This is a genomic window from Salinivibrio kushneri, from assembly GCF_005280275.1.
Classification (GTDB): Bacteria; Pseudomonadota; Gammaproteobacteria; order Enterobacterales; family Vibrionaceae; genus Salinivibrio; species Salinivibrio kushneri.
The window spans coordinates 2,769,412-2,788,717 of record NZ_CP040021.1 but is presented as its reverse complement, the minus strand read 5'-3'; the positions used below and the strand labels follow the sequence as shown (position 1 = coordinate 2,788,717).

Sequence of the window (19,306 nt, the reverse complement as noted above, 5' to 3'; positions counted from 1 at the left end):
CTTTTATAGTTGTTCGGCACAGTCAATTCGTTTGTCTCTTCGGAGATAATCAGTATTCATTGAGCAGTTTCTACGGAAACACCAAACTTAAATTGAAGAGTTTGATCATGGCTCAGATTGAACGCTGGCGGCAGGCCTAACACATGCAAGTCGAGCGGAAACGGCAGCATTGAAGCTTCGGTGGATTTGCTGGACGTCGAGCGGCGGACGGGTGAGTAACGGCTGGGAACCTGCCCTGACGAGGGGGATAACCGTTGGAAACGACGGCTAATACCGCATAATGTCTTCGGACCAAAGGTGGCCTCTACATGTAAGCTATCGCGTTGGGATGGGCCCAGTTAGGATTAGCTAGTTGGTAAGGTAATGGCTTACCAAGGCGACGATCCTTAGCTGGTTTGAGAGGATGATCAGCCACACTGGGACTGAGACACGGCCCAGACTCCTACGGGAGGCAGCAGTGGGGAATATTGCACAATGGGGGAGACCCTGATGCAGCCATGCCGCGTGTGTGAAGAAGGCCTTCGGGTTGTAAAGCACTTTCAGCAGTGAGGAAGGTGGTGTACTTAATAAGTGCATGGCTTGACGTTAGCTGCAGAAGAAGCACCGGCTAACTCCGTGCCAGCAGCCGCGGTAATACGGAGGGTGCGAGCGTTAATCGGAATTACTGGGCGTAAAGCGCATGCAGGCGGTTTGTTAAGTCAGATGTGAAAGCCCGGGGCTCAACCTCGGAACCGCATTTGAAACTGGCAGGCTAGAGTCTTGTAGAGGGGGGTAGAATTTCAGGTGTAGCGGTGAAATGCGTAGAGATCTGAAGGAATACCAGTGGCGAAGGCGGCCCCCTGGACAAAGACTGACGCTCAGATGCGAAAGCGTGGGTAGCAAACAGGATTAGATACCCTGGTAGTCCACGCCGTAAACGCTGTCTACTTGGAGGTTGAGGTTTAGACTTTGGCTTTCGGCGCTAACGCATTAAGTAGACCGCCTGGGGAGTACGGCCGCAAGGTTAAAACTCAAATGAATTGACGGGGGCCCGCACAAGCGGTGGAGCATGTGGTTTAATTCGATGCAACGCGAAGAACCTTACCTACTCTTGACATCCAGCGAATCCTTTAGAGATAGAGGCGTGCCTTCGGGAGCGCTGAGACAGGTGCTGCATGGCTGTCGTCAGCTCGTGTTGTGAAATGTTGGGTTAAGTCCCGCAACGAGCGCAACCCTTATCCTTGTTTGCCAGCACATAATGGTGGGAACTCCAGGGAGACTGCCGGTGATAAACCGGAGGAAGGTGGGGACGACGTCAAGTCATCATGGCCCTTACGAGTAGGGCTACACACGTGCTACAATGGCAGATACAGAGGGCAGCGAAGCTGCGAAGTGGAGCGAATCCCTTAAAGTCTGTCGTAGTCCGGATTGGAGTCTGCAACTCGACTCCATGAAGTCGGAATCGCTAGTAATCGTGGATCAGAATGCCACGGTGAATACGTTCCCGGGCCTTGTACACACCGCCCGTCACACCATGGGAGTGGGCTGCACCAGAAGTAGATAGCTTAACCTTCGGGAGGGCGTTTACCACGGTGTGGTTCATGACTGGGGTGAAGTCGTAACAAGGTAGCCCTAGGGGAACCTGGGGCTGGATCACCTCCTTACTGACGCTATTGTTGCGAGTGCTCACACAGATTGTATAGGTTGAAGTATTAAAGAGGATATGTTCCCAAACATATCAGCGTGTCCCATTCGTCTAGAGGCCTAGGACACCGCCCTTTCACGGCGGTAACAGGGGTTCGACTCCCCTATGGGACGCCATTGGGTTGTTAGCTCAGTTGGTAGAGCAGTTGACTTTTAATCAATTGGTCACAGGTTCGAATCCTGTACAACCCACCACACTATCGTGGGCGATTAGCTCAGTTGGGAGAGCACCTCCCTTACAAGGAGGGGGTCACTGGTTCGAGCCCGGTATCGCCCACCACGCTTTAAAGGTTTTTGCTTAAGAATCTTTAGAACGTGGTTTATTTAGCAATAAACGACATGCTCTTTAACAATCTGGAAAGCTGACAAGTCATTCTTTAAGAATGACAGTAAAGTTCTCAATCAGTGACATGTAATGTCACTCACACAATCAAGTGTGCTTGGGCTTTGTCTTAGTCATAAGCAAAGTCTCTATTTTGAGTCCGGCAAAAACAAAACCTTAATTGGTTGATGATTCAACACTCAGTGGTTTTGCGACGTAGATTTCTTTTTAAGACAGTCTCGACGTAAATAAAACCTCTTGGGGTTGTATGGTTAAGTGATTAAGCGTAGACGGTGGATGCCTTGGCAGTCAGAGGCGATGAAGGACGTACTAACCTGCGAAAAGCGATGGTGAGCTGGTAAGAAGCATTTGAGCCATCGATGTCCGAATGGGGAAACCCACCTGCATAAGCAGGTATCTTAGCGTGAATCCATAGCGCTAAGAGGCGAACTCGGGGAACTGAAACATCTAAGTACCCGAAGGAAAAGAAATCAATTGAGATTCCGGCAGTAGCGGCGAGCGACCCCGGAGCAGCCCTTAAGCGGCTTAGGCGTTAGGTGAACAGGTTGGAAAACCTGGCAATAAAGGGTGATAGCCCCGTAACCGACGGCGCCTTAGGCGTGAAAACGAGTAAGACGGGACACGTGATATCTTGTCTGAATAGGGGGGGACCATCCTCCAAGGCTAAATACTCCTGACTGACCGATAGTGAACCAGTACCGTGAGGGAAAGGCGAAAAGAACCCCTGTGAGGGGAGTGAAATAGAACCTGAAACCGTCTACGTACAAGCAGTGGGAGCCTCTTTTATGGGGTGACCGCGTACCTTTTGTATAATGGGTCAGCGACTTAATGTAAGTAGCTAGGTTAACCGCATAGGGGAGCCGTAGGGAAACCGAGTCTTAACTGGGCGACAGTTGCTTGCATTAGACCCGAAACCGAGTGATCTAGCCATGGGCAGGTTGAAGGTTGAGTAACATCAACTGGAGGACCGAACTCACTAACGTTGAAAAGTTAGGAGATGACCTGTGGCTAGGGGTGAAAGGCCAATCAAACTCGGAGATAGCTGGTTCTCCCCGAAAGCTATTTAGGTAGCGCCTCGGACGAACACTACTGGGGGTAGAGCACTGTTAAGGCTAGGGGGTCATCCCGACTTACCAACCCTTTGCAAACTCCGAATACCAGTAAGTGCTATCCGGGAGACACACGGCGGGTGCTAACGTCCGTCGTGGAGAGGGAAACAACCCAGACCGCCAGCTAAGGTCCCCAAGTTATCGCTAAGTGGGAAACGATGTGGGAAGGCTCAGACAGCCAGGATGTTGGCTTAGAAGCAGCCATCATTTAAAGAAAGCGTAATAGCTCACTGGTCGAGTCGGCCTGCGCGGAAGATGTAACGGGGCTAAGCGATACACCGAAGCTGCGGCAATGTCCTTATGGATATTGGGTAGGGGAGCGTTGTGTAAGCTGTTGAAGGTGTGCTGAGAGGCATGCTGGAGGTATCACAAGTGCGAATGCTGACATGAGTAACGATAAAGGGGGTGAAAAACCTCCTCGCCGGAAGACCAAGGGTTCCTGTCCAACGTTAATCGGGGCAGGGTAAGTCGGCCCCTAAGGCGAGGCCGAAAGGCGTAGTCGATGGGAAACGGGTTAATATTCCCGTACTGCTACTTACTGCGATGGGGGGACGGAGAAGGCTAGGTGGGCCTGGCGATGGTTGTCCAGGTTCAAGTGCGTAGGCTGATTTCTTAGGCAAATCCGGGAAATCAAGGCCGAGACACGATGTCGAGCCACCAAGGTGGTGAAGTCATTGATGCCATGCTTCCGGGAAAAGCCTCTAAGCTTCAGGTAAGTAGCAACCGTACTCCAAACCGACACAGGTGGTCGGGTAGAGAATACCAAGGCGCTTGAGAGAACTCGGGTGAAGGAACTAGGCAAAATGGTACCGTAACTTCGGGAGAAGGTACGCTGCCCGCGGTGAAGTCCCTTGCGGATGGAGCTATGGGCAGTCGCAGATACCAGGTGGCTGCAACTGTTTATTAAAAACACAGCACTGTGCAAAATCGAAAGATGACGTATACGGTGTGACGCCTGCCCGGTGCCGGAAGGTTAATTGATGTGGTTATCGCAAGAGAAGCCATTGATTGAAGCCCCGGTAAACGGCGGCCGTAACTATAACGGTCCTAAGGTAGCGAAATTCCTTGTCGGGTAAGTTCCGACCTGCACGAATGGCGTAATGATGGCCACGCTGTCTCCACCCGAGACTCAGTGAAATTGAAATCGCAGTGAAGATGCTGTGTACCCGCGGCTAGACGGAAAGACCCCGTGAACCTTTACTACAGCTTGGCACTGAACATTGAGCCTACATGTGTAGGATAGGTGGGAGGCTTTGAAGCGGCGACGCCAGTTGCTGTGGAGCCATCCTTGAAATACCACCCTTGTATGTTTGATGTTCTAACTTAGCCCCGTTATCCGGGGTGAGGACAGTGCCTGGTGGGTAGTTTGACTGGGGCGGTCTCCTCCCAAAGTGTAACGGAGGAGCACGAAGGTGGGCTAATCACGGTCGGACATCGTGAGGTTAGTGCAATGGCATAAGCCCGCTTAACTGCGAGAGTGACGGCTCGAGCAGGTACGAAAGTAGGTCATAGTGATCCGGTGGTTCTGAATGGAAGGGCCATCGCTCAACGGATAAAAGGTACTCCGGGGATAACAGGCTGATACCGCCCAAGAGTTCATATCGACGGCGGTGTTTGGCACCTCGATGTCGGCTCATCACATCCTGGGGCTGAAGTCGGTCCCAAGGGTATGGCTGTTCGCCATTTAAAGTGGTACGCGAGCTGGGTTTAGAACGTCGTGAGACAGTTCGGTCCCTATCTGCCGTGGGCGTTGGATGATTGAGGGGAGCTGCTCCTAGTACGAGAGGACCGGAGTGGACGAACCGCTGGTGTTCGGGTTGTGTCGCCAGACGCATTGCCCGGTAGCTAAGTTCGGCACAGATAAGCGCTGAAAGCATCTAAGCGCGAAGCTGGCCCCGAGATGAGTCATCCCTAGAGCCTCGAGCTCTCTAAAGGGTTGTTCTAGACGAGAACGTTGATAGGCAGGGTGTGTAAGCGCTGTGAGGCGTTGAGCTAACCTGTACTAATGGCCCGTGAGGCTTAACCATACAACACCCAAGCGGTTTTGGGTTGGACTTAAAATAAAGCCAGTTGATTGTGGCGAGAACGAACAGCTTTCTAGATTCGTGTTTTTACTGAAAAGTGAAGACACACCAAATTTTGCTTGGCGACCATAGCGCTTTGGACCCACCTGACTCCATGCCGAACTCAGTAGTGAAACGAAGCAGCGCCGATGGTAGTGTGGGGTCTCCCCATGTGAGAGTAGGACATCGCCAGGCTTTGATTATAAATTGCGCCTATTGCTTGTGATTTTTGATAGCTGCGATGCTCATGTATTGGCATACACTGTGCGTCTCGCTTCAAAACTCCCTGCGCATAGCACGCAATTTAATCATCAAAGCAATGATATGTAAGACTTTGATGAGACAGAATTGGTGCGGAGTGGTAGTTCAGTTGGTTAGAATACCGGCCTGTCACGCCGGGGGTCGCGGGTTCGAGTCCCGTCCACTCCGCCACTACTTAAAAACCCTAGCTGAAAAGCTGGGGTTTTTTGCGTTTAAGCCCCAGCATCATTGTGTTGGGGCTTTTGTGTTTATCGCATGACGTCGAGTAGGGCGTTGAGTAAAGGCTCTTTAGCGCGGGAGGCTTTACAACAAAGGCCCAGTTCGAGGGGTTGCACAATTTCTTGGCGTAATCGCTCAACCTTGTCTTTTACTGGGCTGTTATCAATCACTACATCTGGCGCGACACCAATACCACAGCCCAATGCCACCATACTAACAATCGCCTCGTGGCCTGCTATTTGCGCATAGACGTTTGGCTCGATCCCTTTACTGACCAACCACTGATCAGCGAGTTCGCGCGCTGTTCCTGCTTCGGGCAAGATTAAAGGTGTGTGCTGCCAATCAATGGCTTGCAAATCAATGCCACTACTGGCCATTGCCGGTGCGATAACCGATAAACTCACGGTATCAATCGGTTGAAACACCAAGCTGGATGACAAGCGTTTCGGTTTAGCGGCAATGGCAATGTCGGCGCTATTGTCTTGCACCTTCTCTTCTGCTTGGGCGGGATCACCGGTCAGCAGTTGTAGCTCGATGTTTGGGTATTGCTGACGAAACCGCGCGAGGAGCTCAGGTAAATGGCTATAGCTTGCAGTGACCGAACAAAAGAGCGTGAGCTTACCGCCGAGCAAAGAGGCATGTTCATTGATACTGGCTTTGGTGGTGTGCCAAAGCTGCAGAATATCGCGTGCAACGGGCAGCAGCGTTTTACCCGCCGGGGTGAGGTCGACCGCTTTATTGGTACGAATAAATAGCGGCTGCCCAATATCTTCTTCAAGACGTTGGATGATTCGGCTCAGCGCAGAAGGGCTGACGTGCATTGCCTGTGCGGCCCGGGTATAGCTTTTGGTGTCACAGAGGTGGAGAAAGCCCGTGAGTTGCTTTGCATTCATGATTTTATTGTTGCTGTAATTGCAATGTTATGTTGTGAATATATCACTTTAGGCAATATAGTGGTTAGGGTAGTATCAAAAATACGCGGTGAAAACACACCCAATCACGGATTTGAATCAATGGAGCACCCCATGGCGAACTACTTTAATACCCTGAATTTGCGTCAACAATTGGAACAATTAGGCGTATGCCGATTTATGGATCGTGACGAATTTGCCATCGAGGCCGAATTTCTCAAAGGTAAAAAAGTGGTGATTGTCGGCTGTGGTGCGCAAGGGCTCAACCAAGGCTTAAACATGCGCGACTCGGGTCTTGATGTGGCTTATGCACTGCGACAGGCTGCCATTGATGAAAAGCGCCCTTCTTATCAGAACGCGGTTGAGCATGGGTTTGAAGTGGGTAGCTACCAAGATTTGATCCCACAGGCAGACTTGGTGATTAACCTTACACCAGATAAACAGCACTCCAACGTCGTCGAAACCGTGATGCCACTGATGAAAGAGGGCGCCGCGCTCGGTTACTCACATGGTTTTAATATTGTCGAAGTCGGTCAGCGTATCCGTGAAGACATTACTGTGGTTATGGTGGCGCCTAAGTGTCCGGGTACCGAGGTGCGTGAAGAATATAAACGCGGCTTTGGTGTGCCGACGCTGATCGCTGTCCATCCAGAAAATGATCCTAAAGGTGAAGGCTTTGAGATTGCGAAAGCGTGGGCAGCTGCAACCGGTGGCCACCGTGCTGGCGTACTTGCCTCTTCATTCGTGGCAGAAGTGAAATCCGATCTGATGGGCGAACAAACCATCCTGTGTGGCATGCTGCAGGCAGGCTCGGTCGTTTGCTATGAGAAAATGATCGCAGAAGGTGTTGATCCAGGTTATGCGGGTAAATTGATTCAGTATGGCTGGGAAACCATTACTGAAGCGCTAAAGTTCGGTGGCATCACTCACATGATGGATCGCTTATCCAATCCAGCGAAAATCAAAGCCTTTGAGTTGTCGGAGTCGCTTAAAGAACTGATGCGTCCTCTATATAACAAACATATGGATGACATCATCGCTGGCCATTTCTCCGCGACCATGATGGCCGATTGGGAAAACGGCGATAAAGATCTGTTCACATGGCGTGAAGAAACCGCACAGACCGCGTTTGAAAACTATCCCGAGTCGGATGTAAGCATCAGTGAGCAGGAATTCTTTGATAACGGCATTTTGATGGTAGCTATGGTGCGTGCAGGGGTCGAGCTTGCTTTTGAAGTCATGGTGTCATCTGGCATTATCGAAGAATCAGCGTATTACGAGTCATTGCATGAATTGCCTTTGATTGCCAATACTATTGCGCGTAAGCGCTTGTACGAAATGAACGTGGTCATTTCCGATACGGCTGAGTACGGCAACTACTTATTCGCAAACGTGGCGACACCGCTGTTGCGCGAACACTTTATGCCAACAGTGGGTGCAGATGTGATTGGTAAAGGACTCGGAGAAACCTCGAACCAGGTTGACAATGCCACCTTAATCGAGGTCAATGACCGTATCCGCAACCACCCGATTGAGTATATCGGCGAGGAATTGCGCGGCTATATGACCGATATGAAGCAAATTGCGCTCGACAAATAATAACGCGGATCGTTTGAGATAACGCGGAAGAGAAGCCTGGCCTGAGGGTCAGGCTTTTTTATATCTGCGAGGGTTATTCTTGGTTATCTGTCGACTGACCCACTTTTACTTCCATGGCTTCCAGCTTGGCTTCAAGCTCGGTGAGCTTTTGACGGGTGCGCAGTAACACCTGGGTTTGTACATCAAACTCCTCACGGCTTACTACATCCAGCTTAGTCAGCTGGCCTTGGATGGCTTGGCGCACACGGCCTTCCATATCCGTGCCTAACTCTTTAACAGGCTGAGGCATGGCGTCGTGAATTTGCTTGGCCATTTGCTCAAGTTTTTTGGGGTCAAACATGGAATACTCCTTTATTAACTGTCTTTATTCTATGTAAATACGCACAGCTTGTCGAAAGGATGATAAAAGAAAAGGGCCCGAAGGCCCTTTGGGTTAGTGTGATGCGCGATAGTCTTCATCGAGCTTATCAAGTTCATCGTCTTCGACAAACACAGGCAGTGGTTTGTGCTTGCTGGCCAGATAGGTATAAATCACTGGCAGAACGAATAGCGTGAATAACGTACCGATAGCGAGACCTGCTACGATCACAATCCCGATGCTAAAGCGTTGCTCGGCGCCTGCGCCGGTGGCAAACATTAGCGGGATGAGGCCTGCAATCATCGCGGCAGTGGTCATCAAGATCGGACGCAGACGAATCTTGGCCGCTTCTTTCACTGCGTCCATTCGGCTGGCTTGATGATGCAGTTGCTGCTCTTTGGCGACCTCACAGATCAGAATACCGTGTTTAGTAATCAGACCTATCAAGGTTATTAGCCCGACTTGTGAGTAGATGTTCATGGATGACAGCCCCCATGCGAGCGCAATCAAAGCCCCACAAATCGCGAGTGGCACAGAGACCAAGATCACCAGTGGGTCGAGCAAGGATTCAAACTGAATCGCCAGTACCAGATAAATGATCGCTAAGGCGAACAAGAAGGTGGCATACAGCGCGCTGCCTTCGGTCACGTATTGGCGCGACTCACCGAGGTAATCGTGCTGATAGCCTTTAGGCAACTCTGCTGCCTTGCTCTCGAACCAATCCACTGCGGTACCCATGGTGACACCCGGCGCAGATACCGCACTGATGGTAGCAGCGTTTAGCTGATTAAAGTGCGGCAGTGAGCGAGGCTCCGCGGTGACTTCAATGTCAATCAGCGAGCCCAGCGGAATGGAATCACCATTGGCCGCACGCACGTAGTAGTTCTCGATCGATTCAGGGTTGAGGCGATACTTACGCTCCACTTGCGGGATCACTTCGTACGAGCGGCCATCAAAGTCGATACGATTGACGTAGCCATCGGCCATCATGGTGCCAATGGTGGCGCCAATATCACGCATGGTCACGCCATATGACCCAGCTTTGTCTTTATCAATGCTGATGTTCATGGTGGCCGAATCAAAGTTGAGGTTAAGCTCCGAATAAACGAAATTCGGGCTAGATTGTACCTCGGACATAATATCGGCGGTCACTTGGTAGAGACTTTCGAAATTATTCGGGGTGGTCACCACAAACTGGATCGGCAAGCCGGAGGAGGCACCGGGCAGTTCTGGCATTTCAAAGGTAGTGACCTTCATACCCGGAATGTCTTTCACTTCGTCAGCCATGCGTTTTACCACTTCGGACTGACTGGCTTCCCGCTCACTCCAAGGCACCAGTGAGGCGATACCAAAGGCTTGATTCGACTTCGGCACCCCTGAAAAGACCTGAGAAAAGGCCACCTCTGGTTGTTCGTCGAGCTTTTGGTTCACTTCCGCCATGCTGTTTTGGATGTAATCCAGGTTAGCCGTCGAGGGCGCCGTCCCCATCATTACCACCACGCCTTTATCTTCCGATGGCGCCAGCTCACTGGGGATAAAGTTAAATAGCACAGGCAAAGAAGCAAAGACGATCACCGCAAAGGACACCACCACAGGACGGCGTTGCATCACCTTACTGAGGATGCGCGCATATTTGTCGGTCATGCCATCCAAGAAGCGGTGAACGGCAAGCTCAAAGCGACTTGGCTTGGCGTTGGCTTTCAGCATGGTCGAACACATTACTGGTGAGAGTGTCAACGCCACAATTCCAGAAACAAACACTGCCCCGGCAAGGGTTAACGCAAACTCCTTAAACAGCGAGCCGGTGATCCCGCCCATCATGGCGATAGGAGCATACACCGCCGCCAATGTTAGTGTCATGGAGATAACCGGCACGGCAATTTCCCGTGTACCAATAATGGCCGCGCGGAAAGGGGACTCTCCCAGCTTGATATGGCGGTCGATGTTTTCCAATACCACGATGGCATCGTCGACCACCAAGCCGATAGCCAGCACCATCGCCAGCAGGGTCATCAAGTTGAGCGAGAAGCCAATCATTTCCATCACCAGCGCCACACCAATCAGGGACAGTGGGATGGTAATAATGGGGATAATCACCGCGCGGAATGAGCCCAAGAACAGGGTAATCACCACTAATACGATCAGCGCCGCTTCAATGATGGTTTTGATGACCTCATTGATGGACTCATTGATTGCATTGGATGAGTCATACAGCACATTCATCTCGATATTGCTTGGCATGTTGCGCTCAACTTCCGGCAACATATCCATGACGTCAGCGGCAATATTGATGGGGTTAGCCGACGGGGTGGCATTGATCGCGGCGACAACCGCTTCAGAGCCATTGGCCAGTGCACGTACCCGATCATGGCTTTTCTCGAGTGAGACCTTAGCGATGTCTCCGAGGCGTACGACGCGGCCATCTTGGGTATCCACCACCAAATTACGCAGCTCTTCGGGCGTGGACACCTGGGTGTCGGCGCTACCGTTATAGATCATAAAGGTACCAATCGCCTGACCAGTCGCTGACTGGTAGTTGTTGGCATCGAGCACGGACATCACGTCGGTGGCCGCTAATTTAAACGCCGCCATTTTCTCAGGATCGAGCCACACGCGAAGGCCATACTTCACCCCGCCGTAAAGGTCGATTTTGGAGACACCATCCACGGTAAATAGCTGAGGCTTGACCACGCGATCGAGGTAGTCAGTGATCTGACTGGAGTCGAGTTCGGGCGAGGTAAAGCCAATATACATGACAGCGGTGGTGGAACCGGTCGACATGGATACCGATGGATCTTCCGCCTCGGCAGGAAGCTGAGCACGCACCGAGTTTACCTTGGCAAGAATATCGGCCAAGGCGGCGTTAGGGTCGGTATTGAGCTTCATGTTGACCGTAATGGTCGAGGAGCCAAGTACCGACTCTGAGGTCATAAAATCAATATTATCAGCTTGGGCCACGGCTTGTTCGAGTGGCGTCGTGATGAAGCCCTGAATCAAGTCGGCACTGGCGCCATAATAGCTGGTTGTGATGGTGACCACGGTATTGGTCATCTCCGGGTATTCCCTGACTTGCATCTTAAATAAAGATTGCAGGCCGAGCAGCGCAATCAGAATACTGATTGACGCGGCTAGCACGGGGCGCCGGATAAAAATATCAGTAAAGCGCATCACATCCTCGTCTTACAATTGAGGTAATTGTTCTGGTGGTGTGAGAGCGTCGTTTTCGACGATTTTCACTTTGGAACCATTGCTTAACCGCACTTGGCCGGAGGTGACGACCTGATCGCCAGGTTGCAGACCTTCGATAACACGCGCTTGATGGCCACGACGTTCACCGACCTTGAGTACTTGCTGATAAGCGCGTTTTTCTCCTTCCTCTTCGCGGATGACGTAGACGCTTTCTCCGTACAAATTGAAGTTAATCGCGGTTTGATCAATCACGATTTGCTCTTCAATGGTCGGTAAGACGATATCGGCGCGGGCAAACATCCCTGAGCGCAACTGGCCGTCGTTGTTGGGGATATTGGCTTCCACTTTAATCAGGCCGCTCTGGCTGTTGACTGCAGGCTCAATGGCACTGATAGAGCCGATAAATTCCTTTTCAGGATACGCGTCGACAGTAATGCGTAACGGCTGGCTTAAACGGATTTTGGAAATATCCGTTTGTGGCACGGTAAAGCGCAGCTTCATCACCGAGGTGTCCTCGAGGCGAGCAATGTCCGTACCGGGTTGTAAGTATTCACCTAAGAAAACATCACGCAAACCAATCACACCATCGAAGGGAGCTTGGATATTACGACGGGCAATGGTGGCTTTCAGCGCATTGATGTCAGCTTGTAGCGAGCGATAATTGGCCTCGGCTTCATCCAGCGCTTCTTTAGAGATAGAGCCTTTAGCAAACAGGCCTTGGTAGCGTTTAAACTTGGCTTCCGCCGCTGGTAGACGCGCTTGGGTGCTGGCTAAATTGGCTTTTTCAACACTCGAGTCGAGCTCGACCAGGTTTTGTCCACGCTCAACGGTTTGGCCAGACTCAAAATTAATCACATCGACGACACCGGCAATTTGGGTGGTTAAGGTGATCCCTTGGTTAGGCTCAATAAACCCAATGGCGTCAAGCGTTGGTGTCCAAGGCTCAGCCTCAACCGTCACCGCGGTGACTGGGTGGGTGGGCTCTGGCATGTTTGCCATATACTCTGCAACTTTTTGCTGCTTGAACAGGTTAAAGCCAATCACACTGCCAAACAGCAGCAGCGCGAGGATAACCATAAAGAAAAACCATTTTTTCATCGAAGTAAGCTCCGAACGTCGTTAGTGAAGAGAAATTGCATCCCAGCAAGCGTGGATCGCATCTGCGATAGCATGACTGTCCAGGGTTATAACACCCCGAACCTGTTTGCGAGCTAAACAAAAAGCGGGTTCGAGTCCCAAGGTGATTAACACCTCATCATCGAGGGGCTTGAGCACGCCTTGTTGCTTACCTTCTTGAAAGACCAGATAAAGATCGGAGAAGGCTTCTCGCTCTTGCTGAGTATGAGACTGATCATCGCGTGGCAGGGCATCAAACTGGTCACGAGACAATAAAAGATGATCGCGTTGTAGCATCATGGTCCACGTATTGCGCCACAAGCGTTCAAACTGACGTTTGAGTGTCGGTTCATCCTTGACCCCTTGCTGGATATGGGTTGCACATTGCATCATCAGGTGCGAAGACAGTTGGCGAAGCAAGTCATCCTTATCTTTGAAATAGCGATAAATGGTCCCTGTTGCGACCTGTGCTTGTATCGCCACTTGTTGCATTGAGACTTTGTCGAGCCCAACCGTCGCGATTAATTGCTCGGTCGCGGCAAAGATTTGTGTACGTTTGTCCATGAATAATGCACCAAGCAATGAATGAACGTTCATTCATTTTAGAGCGTTTTTCGCGCAAATGACAAGCATAAAGTGTAGCAAGCAAAATGCACTTTGCTGCGGTGAGATAGACATCAGTTGGATTCGCTCTACAATGCTCACTCAGCCACTGATGAGGTGTTGTCACCATGAAACTTAACCCCGCGCAATCCGATGCCGTCCGACATATCTCTGGACCTTGCCTGGTTTTGGCCGGAGCAGGATCGGGCAAAACACGTGTCATTACCCATAAAATTGCCTATTTGGTTCAGCAATGTGGCTATAAAGCGCGCCATATCGCTGCGGTAACCTTTACCAACAAAGCGGCACGCGAGATGAAAGAACGGGTAGCACAAAGTTTAGGAAAGCAAGAGTCGCGTGGTTTGATGGTGTCGACCTTTCATACCTTGGGCCTCAATATCATTCGGCGAGAATATAAAACCTTGGGGCTCAAGGCAGGCTTTTCGCTGTTTGATGATCAAGACCAATTAGCTTTGTTAAAAGCCCTGACCGAACAAGAGTTGGATAACGATAAAGATTTGCTCCGTCAGTTAGTGCATACCATTTCCAACTGGAAAAATGCCATGTTGGGGCCGGATGAAGCACTGGCTCAGGCGCAAGGCGAGCGTGATCAACTGTTTGCCGCCTGTTACGCGCGCTACCAAAAACAAATGCGTGCGTATAACGCGCTGGATTTTGATGATCTCATTTTGATGCCAGTCGCGCTGCTTAGCCAAAACCAAGCCGTACGTGAGCGCTGGCAAGCGCGCATTCGTTATTTATTGGTCGATGAATATCAAGACACCAATACCAGTCAATATCAGTTAGTGAAGCTGCTAGTGGGTGAGCGTGCACGCTTTACCGTGGTCGGGGATGACGATCAGTCGATTTACTCGTGGCGAGGGGCTCAGCCGAAAAACCTGGTGTATCTGCAGCAAGACTTTCCGCGTTTGCATGTGGTGAAACTGGAGCAAAACTACCGCTCAACCAGCCGCATTCTGCGCGCCGCGAATATCTTGATTGCCAATAACCCTCATGTATTCGAAAAGACCTTATTTTCTGCTTTGCCTGATGGCGACATGCTCAAAGTACTGACCGCTAACAATGAAGAACATGAAGCGGAGCGCGTGGTCGGCGAGCTGATAGGTCATCGTTTTTTGGGGCGCACCCAATACAAAGACTACGCCATCCTTTATCGCGGAAACCACCAATCACGCTTGATCGAAAAAGCGCTGATGCAAAACCGCATTCCTTACAAGATCTCCGGTGGCACCTCGTTTTTCTCACGTGCAGAAATCAAGGACATCATGGCCTATCTGCGCCTGCTCACTAACCCCGACGACGACAACGCGTTCTTGCGGGTGGTTAACACACCACGACGTGAAATTGGCCCAGTGACGCTAGAAAAGCTCGGTAGTTATGCCAACCAGCGGGGAAAGAGCTTGTTTGCGGCAAGCTTTGAGCTCGGGCTCAGCCAACATTTATCAGGACGTGGTTTGGCGTCGCTACAAGCGTTTACCCGCTGGGTGGTGGAATTATCCGATCAAGCCGAGCGAGGCGATACCGTGGCGGCAGTGAGGGCGCTTTTGCGTGACATTCACTACGAAGAGTGGCTGTACGAAAGCTCTTCAAGCCCCAAAGTCGCAGAAATGCGGATGAAAAACGTCTCACAGCTTTACAGTTGGATTGTCGCCGACTTAGAAGGTGACAACCCCGATCAGGTGGAACGAACGCTAAGAGAAGTGGTTCAGCGCCTTACCCTACGTGACATGATGGAGCGGGGCGAAGACGATGATGACGCAGACCAAGTTCAGTTGATGACCTTGCATGCCTCCAAAGGGCTCGAGTTTCCTTATGTCTATCTGATTGGCATGGAAGAAGGCTTATTGCCGCATCAGTCGAGCATTGATGAAGACAACATCGATGAAGAACGGCGTTTGGCTTATGTCGGACTGACTCGCGCGCAAAAGGCGTTGACCTTTGTAGTGTGTCGAGAGCGGCGTCAATTTGGCGAAGTGATTAAGCCACAGCAGAGCCGCTTCTTAGATGAATTGCCATTTGATGATGTCGAATGGGAATCGCAAAAAAAACCGGTATCGCAAGAAGAGCGAATGGAAAAAGGGCAAGCGGCGATCGCTAATCTAAAGGCCATGCTGGATAAAAACAAATAACGCCGCAAAGGCGGCGTTATTGTCACGTTGGCAATGCGCCGCGGTATTAAAGTGCGTCGAGCATATGCTCGATGGCTGCCACTATTTCATCATCCGAACAATCCATACAGGTCCCTTTAGCCGGCATGCCATTAAAGCCGTTGATGGCATGTTTGGTGAGGGTCTCCATGCCTTTATCGACACGTGGGCCCCATGCAGCAGCATCGCCCATTTTCGGAGCACCCGCCGCCCCTGTGCCATGACAGGCGGTGCAGTAGGTATTGTAGACCTGCTCGCCGCTGCGTGGGCCACTCGGCTCTGCGGCGGCGGTTTGCGTTGGCGCTTCGCCGTCAATATACACATCACCAACCGGGGCAATGCGTTCGGCGATGGCGGCTTTTTCTTGCTCAGACACTTCTAGCGCTTGCGCAGCAGAAGCAAATAACAGGGCCGCCACAGTGGCAACCATAATTTGACCTAGACTTTTTCCCTTTGCGCTCACAATGACACTCCCACATTACTGGTGGCTTAACGCCTTTTTTATCTTATTTGCCGCCAACCTAAGGGGGTGAATCAATCAAGGGTGATTCGGTTGCGGCCTGTCAGTCTCGTCTTAACGGATTTGCCAACGTTGCTGGGTTAACTCCGTGTAAAGATTAGGTGATTATAGCGCTTTAGATTGTTACGTTAAACCGTTATAGTAGAGACCTTACTGACGTTTTCTACGCAATTTGTTGAAAAAGAGACCAGTCAGTAAAAAAATTAAAAAAAGTGCTAGACGGCTGGTGGTGATATCCGTAATATTCGTCACCGCCAACGGGGCAAGCGCCCGTAGCTCAGTTGGATAGAGTGTTGGCCTCCGAAGCCAAAGGTCACAGGTTCAAATCCTGTCGGGCGCGCCATTCCGGGGATAAAGGAAATTGGCAAAAAATCAGTGGTGGCTGTAGCTCAGTTGGTAGAGCCCTGGATTGTGATTCCAGTTGTCGCGGGTTCAAGTCCCGTCAGCCACCCCATTATTTTCGCTAACAGCGAATATGTCGGTGAATAGCGCAGTTTGGTAGCGCATCTGGTTTGGGACCAGAGGGTCGGGGGTTCGAATCCCTCTTCACCGACCACTATTACAAACCCTAGCCTAACGGCTGGGGTTTTTTTGTTTATGCCTGTTTGTTGGAGATCGAAGGTCAGGGGCCGGAAGCCGGCCCAACGGAAGCCCGGTCGCGCGGAAGGCCGCCCCATCGAATCCCTCTTCACCGACCACTATTATAAACCCTAGCCTAACGGCTGGGGTTTTTTCGTTTCACCCACCCCCCTCTGGACATTTCTCTCCCCCCTCAAATTGTCACTGCTGTTGGGCGGTTTTATATCGCTTTGCCGAGTACGTGTTGGTGAGCCTTTTCCCTACGCGGCGACCTTGAGAGAGGATAAAATGCAGAAATTAGAGATCTATCAAGATTCTGATAGATAAAAAGTCACCAATTAGCAATAAAAACCACACCTTTTGATGTGACTGCTATGCCTGTTGTTGAGTGGTTTAAAAACCTACCTTTAATTAACTAACTAATTATTTAAGTTGTTATCTGCCATTTTTTTGGAGTTTATCGCTGCCATTGTTTATGCGCTGTTAAATAACTTTGCTTTATTCTATGCGCGATTTGCTTTAAGCTTTAAAACAGGGAGCAGCGTAATACCTTATATCTTTATGATATGAAGTGTATTTTTTGTTTGACGCTTGGGTGCGTAATCGTAGCCAAGTGAATGAATATTCGAGCCGACTGTGTCATTATGGCATTTTCTGCTGTGATGTTGATTTTTTGTGAAATGTTTGCCAGATTAAATCCGCATCTCCGAGGCAAGATCCTATCACCTTGTTTTGGTCAGGAAGTCGATCGTCATCGAGGACGATATCAAGGATGAAAAATGTCACTGCTAGAAGTAAATAACCTACGAATAGAGTACCCGTCTCGCCACGGCGTTCACGCCGCTGTGACGTCATTGTCACTCACGATTGAGCGTGGTGAGATTGTTGGCGTGGTGGGTGAATCTGGAGCGGGTAAGTCAACGGTGGGTAATGCCGTGATTGATTTGCTCAGCCCGCCGGGCCGCATTGCCAGTGGCGATGTGTACCTTGATGGTAAAAAAATCTCCGGTCTTAGCCCTAATGAAATGCGCAAAGTACGCGGTGATAAAATTGGGTTTATCTTTCAAGACCCGATGACCTCCCTGAACCCGCTGTTTACGGTCGAACAACAGCTGACCGAAACCATTTTGACCAACTTGAATGTCACCCAGCAACAGGCCTATCAGCGCGCGCTTAATTTAATGGAGCAGGTGGGGATCCCGGAGCCAGAGCTGCGCATCAAACAATACCCCCATCAGTTTTCCGGCGGGATGCGTCAGCGCGTGGTGATTGCGGTTGCACTGGCCGGGGAGCCGGATTTAATCATTGCCGACGAGCCGACCACGGCATTGGATGTGTCCATTCAAGATCAGATTCTCACCCTGATCCGCGATTTATGCCAAAAGAAAAACGTGGGTTGTATGCTGGTCACCCATGATATGGGCGTGGTCGCCAACGTGACCGACCGTGTCGCGGTGATGTATCGTGGTGATTTGGTGGAGCTGGGCACCACCCAGCAAGTGTTAGGTGAGCCTCAGCACCCTTACACGCAAAGCCTTATTTCAGCGGTGCCACGCTCTGATATCAAGTTAGATCGCTTTCCGCTAGTCAATTATATCGAGGAGGCCGGTGAGACCCTTGAGCTTGATGTTAAGAATCACTGGCTGGGGCAAAGCCAAGATCAGCGTGCTTACAGTGGTCCGCTACTGCAGGTGAAAGATGTGTCCTTGCGCTTTATTACCAAGGATTCTCTCTTTGCGAGCCGCCGCGAATACGTTCAAGCCTCTGATCATGTGAGCTTTGACGTGGTTGAAGGGGAAACCTTTGGTCTTGTCGGAGAGTCAGGCTCAGGAAAATCGACCATCGCACGGGCGATCACCGGGCTTTATCCGCCCAACACGGGGCAAATCATTTTTGAAGATATCGATCTGACCGCGATTAAAAACGAACGCGCCCGACGTCCTATTCGTCGCCAAATGCAAATGGTGTTTCAAAACCCGTATTCATCCATGAACCCACGGATGAAGATTTACGACATTATCGCTGAGCCCATTCGTTTTCACCGTTTGGCCGAAAGCGAGTCTCAAATCCGCCAAATCGTCGGCGACTTGCTCGACCACGTGGGTTTAGGCCGCGGCGCAGGGATTAAATATCCGCACGAGTTCTCTGGGGGGCAACGCCAGCGTATTTCGATTGCTCGCGCATTGGCGACGCGTCCGCGTTTACTGATTTGTGATGAGCCGACATCGGCGTTGGATGTGTCGGTACAAGCGCAGATTTTGAACCTGCTTAAAGATCTGCAGGACGAGCTCAATCTCACCATGTTGTTTATCAGTCACGATCTGCCGGTGATTCGACAAATGTGTGACCGCATTGGTGTGATGCGTAAAGGTCAGCTGTTAGAAGTGGCGCCGACAGAGCAACTGTTTACTAACCCACAACACGAATATAGCCGTCAGCTTATCTCATTGATGCCAGAGTTTAAGGGAATGAGCACGGAAGGTTTGCAACCGGCATAGCACGCTATGTCGACGCGGCATTGCGCCGCACCTCATCCATGATGCAAACACAGCAGGGGGCAACCCCTACGCATAAAGGAGCTATGC

9 protein-coding genes, 7 tRNA genes and 3 rRNA genes are annotated in these 19,306 nt (G+C 50.8%); 13 read left to right on the top strand and 6 right to left on the bottom strand.

Annotation, left to right across the window (positions count from 1 at the left end):
• Positions 1-89 precede the first annotated feature (89 nt).
• The 7 genes from FCN78_RS12820 to FCN78_RS12790 all read left to right on the top strand — a co-directional run bounded on the left by FCN78_RS12820 (position 90) and on the right by FCN78_RS12790 (position 5,630).
• A 16S ribosomal RNA gene (locus FCN78_RS12820) occupies positions 90-1,643 on the top strand.
• Positions 1,644-1,724: 81 nt separating this feature from the next.
• Positions 1,725-1,800, top strand: a tRNA-Glu gene (locus tag FCN78_RS12815).
• A 2-nt stretch (positions 1,801-1,802) separates the two neighbouring features.
• A tRNA-Lys gene (locus FCN78_RS12810) sits at positions 1,803-1,878 on the top strand.
• Between the two features lie 9 nt (positions 1,879-1,887).
• A tRNA-Val gene (locus FCN78_RS12805) sits at positions 1,888-1,963 on the top strand.
• 312 nt (positions 1,964-2,275) lie between these two features.
• A 23S ribosomal RNA gene (locus FCN78_RS12800) occupies positions 2,276-5,162 on the top strand.
• Between the two features lie 115 nt (positions 5,163-5,277).
• Positions 5,278-5,393: ribosomal RNA gene (gene rrf, locus FCN78_RS12795) — 5S ribosomal RNA — on the top strand.
• Together the 16S, 23S and 5S rRNA genes with 4 tRNA genes alongside form the textbook arrangement of a ribosomal RNA operon.
• A gap of 160 nt (positions 5,394-5,553) precedes the next feature.
• Positions 5,554-5,630 (top strand) — tRNA-Asp (locus tag FCN78_RS12790).
• Positions 5,631-5,707: 77 nt separating this feature from the next.
• Here the strand turns inward: FCN78_RS12790 and ilvY are convergent.
• The gene (gene ilvY / locus FCN78_RS12785; protein ID WP_077659628.1) at positions 5,708-6,571 is read right to left on the bottom strand and encodes an HTH-type transcriptional activator IlvY; all 864 of its coding nucleotides are present in this window, start codon (positions 6,569-6,571) and stop codon (positions 5,708-5,710) included.
• A gap of 132 nt (positions 6,572-6,703) precedes the next feature.
• Here ilvY and ilvC point away from each other — a divergent pair, with 132 nt between their 5' ends.
• Positions 6,704-8,188: a ketol-acid reductoisomerase gene (gene ilvC / locus FCN78_RS12780; protein ID WP_069360750.1), complete on the top strand. Its 1,485-nt coding sequence runs from the start codon at positions 6,704-6,706 to the stop codon at positions 8,186-8,188.
• A gap of 73 nt (positions 8,189-8,261) precedes the next feature.
• On the opposite strand, the gene ubiK is transcribed toward ilvC, so the two are convergent.
• The 4 genes from ubiK to FCN78_RS12760 form a co-directional block, all read right to left on the bottom strand.
• A complete protein-coding gene (gene ubiK / locus FCN78_RS12775; protein WP_069360751.1) occupies positions 8,262-8,528 on the bottom strand; it encodes a ubiquinone biosynthesis accessory factor UbiK in 267 nt (88 codons plus the stop codon).
• A 93-nt stretch (positions 8,529-8,621) separates the two neighbouring features.
• Complete coding sequence (locus FCN78_RS12770) at positions 8,622-11,714, bottom strand: multidrug efflux RND transporter permease subunit (protein ID WP_069360752.1); 3,093 nt, start codon at positions 11,712-11,714, stop codon at positions 8,622-8,624.
• Positions 11,715-11,726: 12 nt separating this feature from the next.
• On the bottom strand, positions 11,727-12,833 hold the full coding sequence (locus FCN78_RS12765; protein ID WP_069360753.1) for an efflux RND transporter periplasmic adaptor subunit: 1,107 nt from the start codon (positions 12,831-12,833) through the stop codon (positions 11,727-11,729).
• A gap of 21 nt (positions 12,834-12,854) precedes the next feature.
• Positions 12,855-13,415 (bottom strand): TetR/AcrR family transcriptional regulator, encoded by a 561-nt coding sequence (locus tag FCN78_RS12760; RefSeq protein ID WP_077522978.1) that lies wholly within the window; start codon positions 13,413-13,415, stop codon positions 12,855-12,857.
• Between the two features lie 167 nt (positions 13,416-13,582).
• On the opposite strand from FCN78_RS12760, the gene rep reads away from it, so the two are divergent.
• Positions 13,583-15,604 carry a DNA helicase Rep gene (rep, locus tag FCN78_RS12755; protein WP_077659629.1) on the top strand — a complete coding sequence of 674 codons (2,022 nt, stop codon included), beginning with the start codon at positions 13,583-13,585 and terminating at the stop codon, positions 15,602-15,604.
• Between the two features lie 46 nt (positions 15,605-15,650).
• Here the strand turns inward: rep and FCN78_RS12750 are convergent, their stop codons facing one another.
• The gene (locus FCN78_RS12750; RefSeq protein WP_069360756.1) at positions 15,651-16,085 is read right to left on the bottom strand and encodes a c-type cytochrome; all 435 of its coding nucleotides are present in this window, start codon (positions 16,083-16,085) and stop codon (positions 15,651-15,653) included.
• 323 nt (positions 16,086-16,408) lie between these two features.
• On the opposite strand from FCN78_RS12750, the gene FCN78_RS12745 reads away from it, so the two are divergent.
• The 4 genes from FCN78_RS12745 to FCN78_RS12730 all read left to right on the top strand — a co-directional run bounded on the left by FCN78_RS12745 (position 16,409) and on the right by FCN78_RS12730 (position 19,219).
• Positions 16,409-16,485 (top strand) — tRNA-Arg (locus tag FCN78_RS12745).
• Positions 16,486-16,520: 35 nt separating this feature from the next.
• Positions 16,521-16,596, top strand: a tRNA-His gene (locus tag FCN78_RS12740).
• A gap of 25 nt (positions 16,597-16,621) precedes the next feature.
• A tRNA-Pro gene (locus tag FCN78_RS12735) sits at positions 16,622-16,698 on the top strand.
• A gap of 802 nt (positions 16,699-17,500) precedes the next feature.
• Positions 17,501-19,219: an ABC transporter ATP-binding protein gene (locus FCN78_RS12730; protein ID WP_077608560.1), complete on the top strand. Its 1,719-nt coding sequence runs from the start codon at positions 17,501-17,503 to the stop codon at positions 19,217-19,219.
• Positions 19,220-19,306 lie beyond the last annotated feature (87 nt).

Bases quoted from the DNA above. Each gene is read 5' to 3' on its own strand.
- FCN78_RS12770 (WP_069360752.1), bottom strand. From the start codon at position 11,714: ATGCGCTTTACTGATATTTTTATCCGGCGCCCCGTGCTAGCCGCGTCA.
- ilvC (WP_069360750.1), top strand. From the start codon at position 6,704: ATGGCGAACTACTTTAATACCCTGAATTTGCGTCAACAATTGGAACAA.
- FCN78_RS12760 (WP_077522978.1), bottom strand. From the start codon at position 13,415: ATGGACAAACGTACACAAATCTTTGCCGCGACCGAGCAATTAATCGCG.
- ubiK (WP_069360751.1), bottom strand. From the start codon at position 8,528: ATGTTTGACCCCAAAAAACTTGAGCAAATGGCCAAGCAAATTCACGAC.
- FCN78_RS12730 (WP_077608560.1), top strand. From the start codon at position 17,501: ATGTCACTGCTAGAAGTAAATAACCTACGAATAGAGTACCCGTCTCGC.
- rep (WP_077659629.1), top strand. From the start codon at position 13,583: ATGAAACTTAACCCCGCGCAATCCGATGCCGTCCGACATATCTCTGGA.
- FCN78_RS12765 (WP_069360753.1), bottom strand. From the start codon at position 12,833: ATGAAAAAATGGTTTTTCTTTATGGTTATCCTCGCGCTGCTGCTGTTT.
- ilvY (WP_077659628.1), bottom strand. From the start codon at position 6,571: ATGAATGCAAAGCAACTCACGGGCTTTCTCCACCTCTGTGACACCAAA.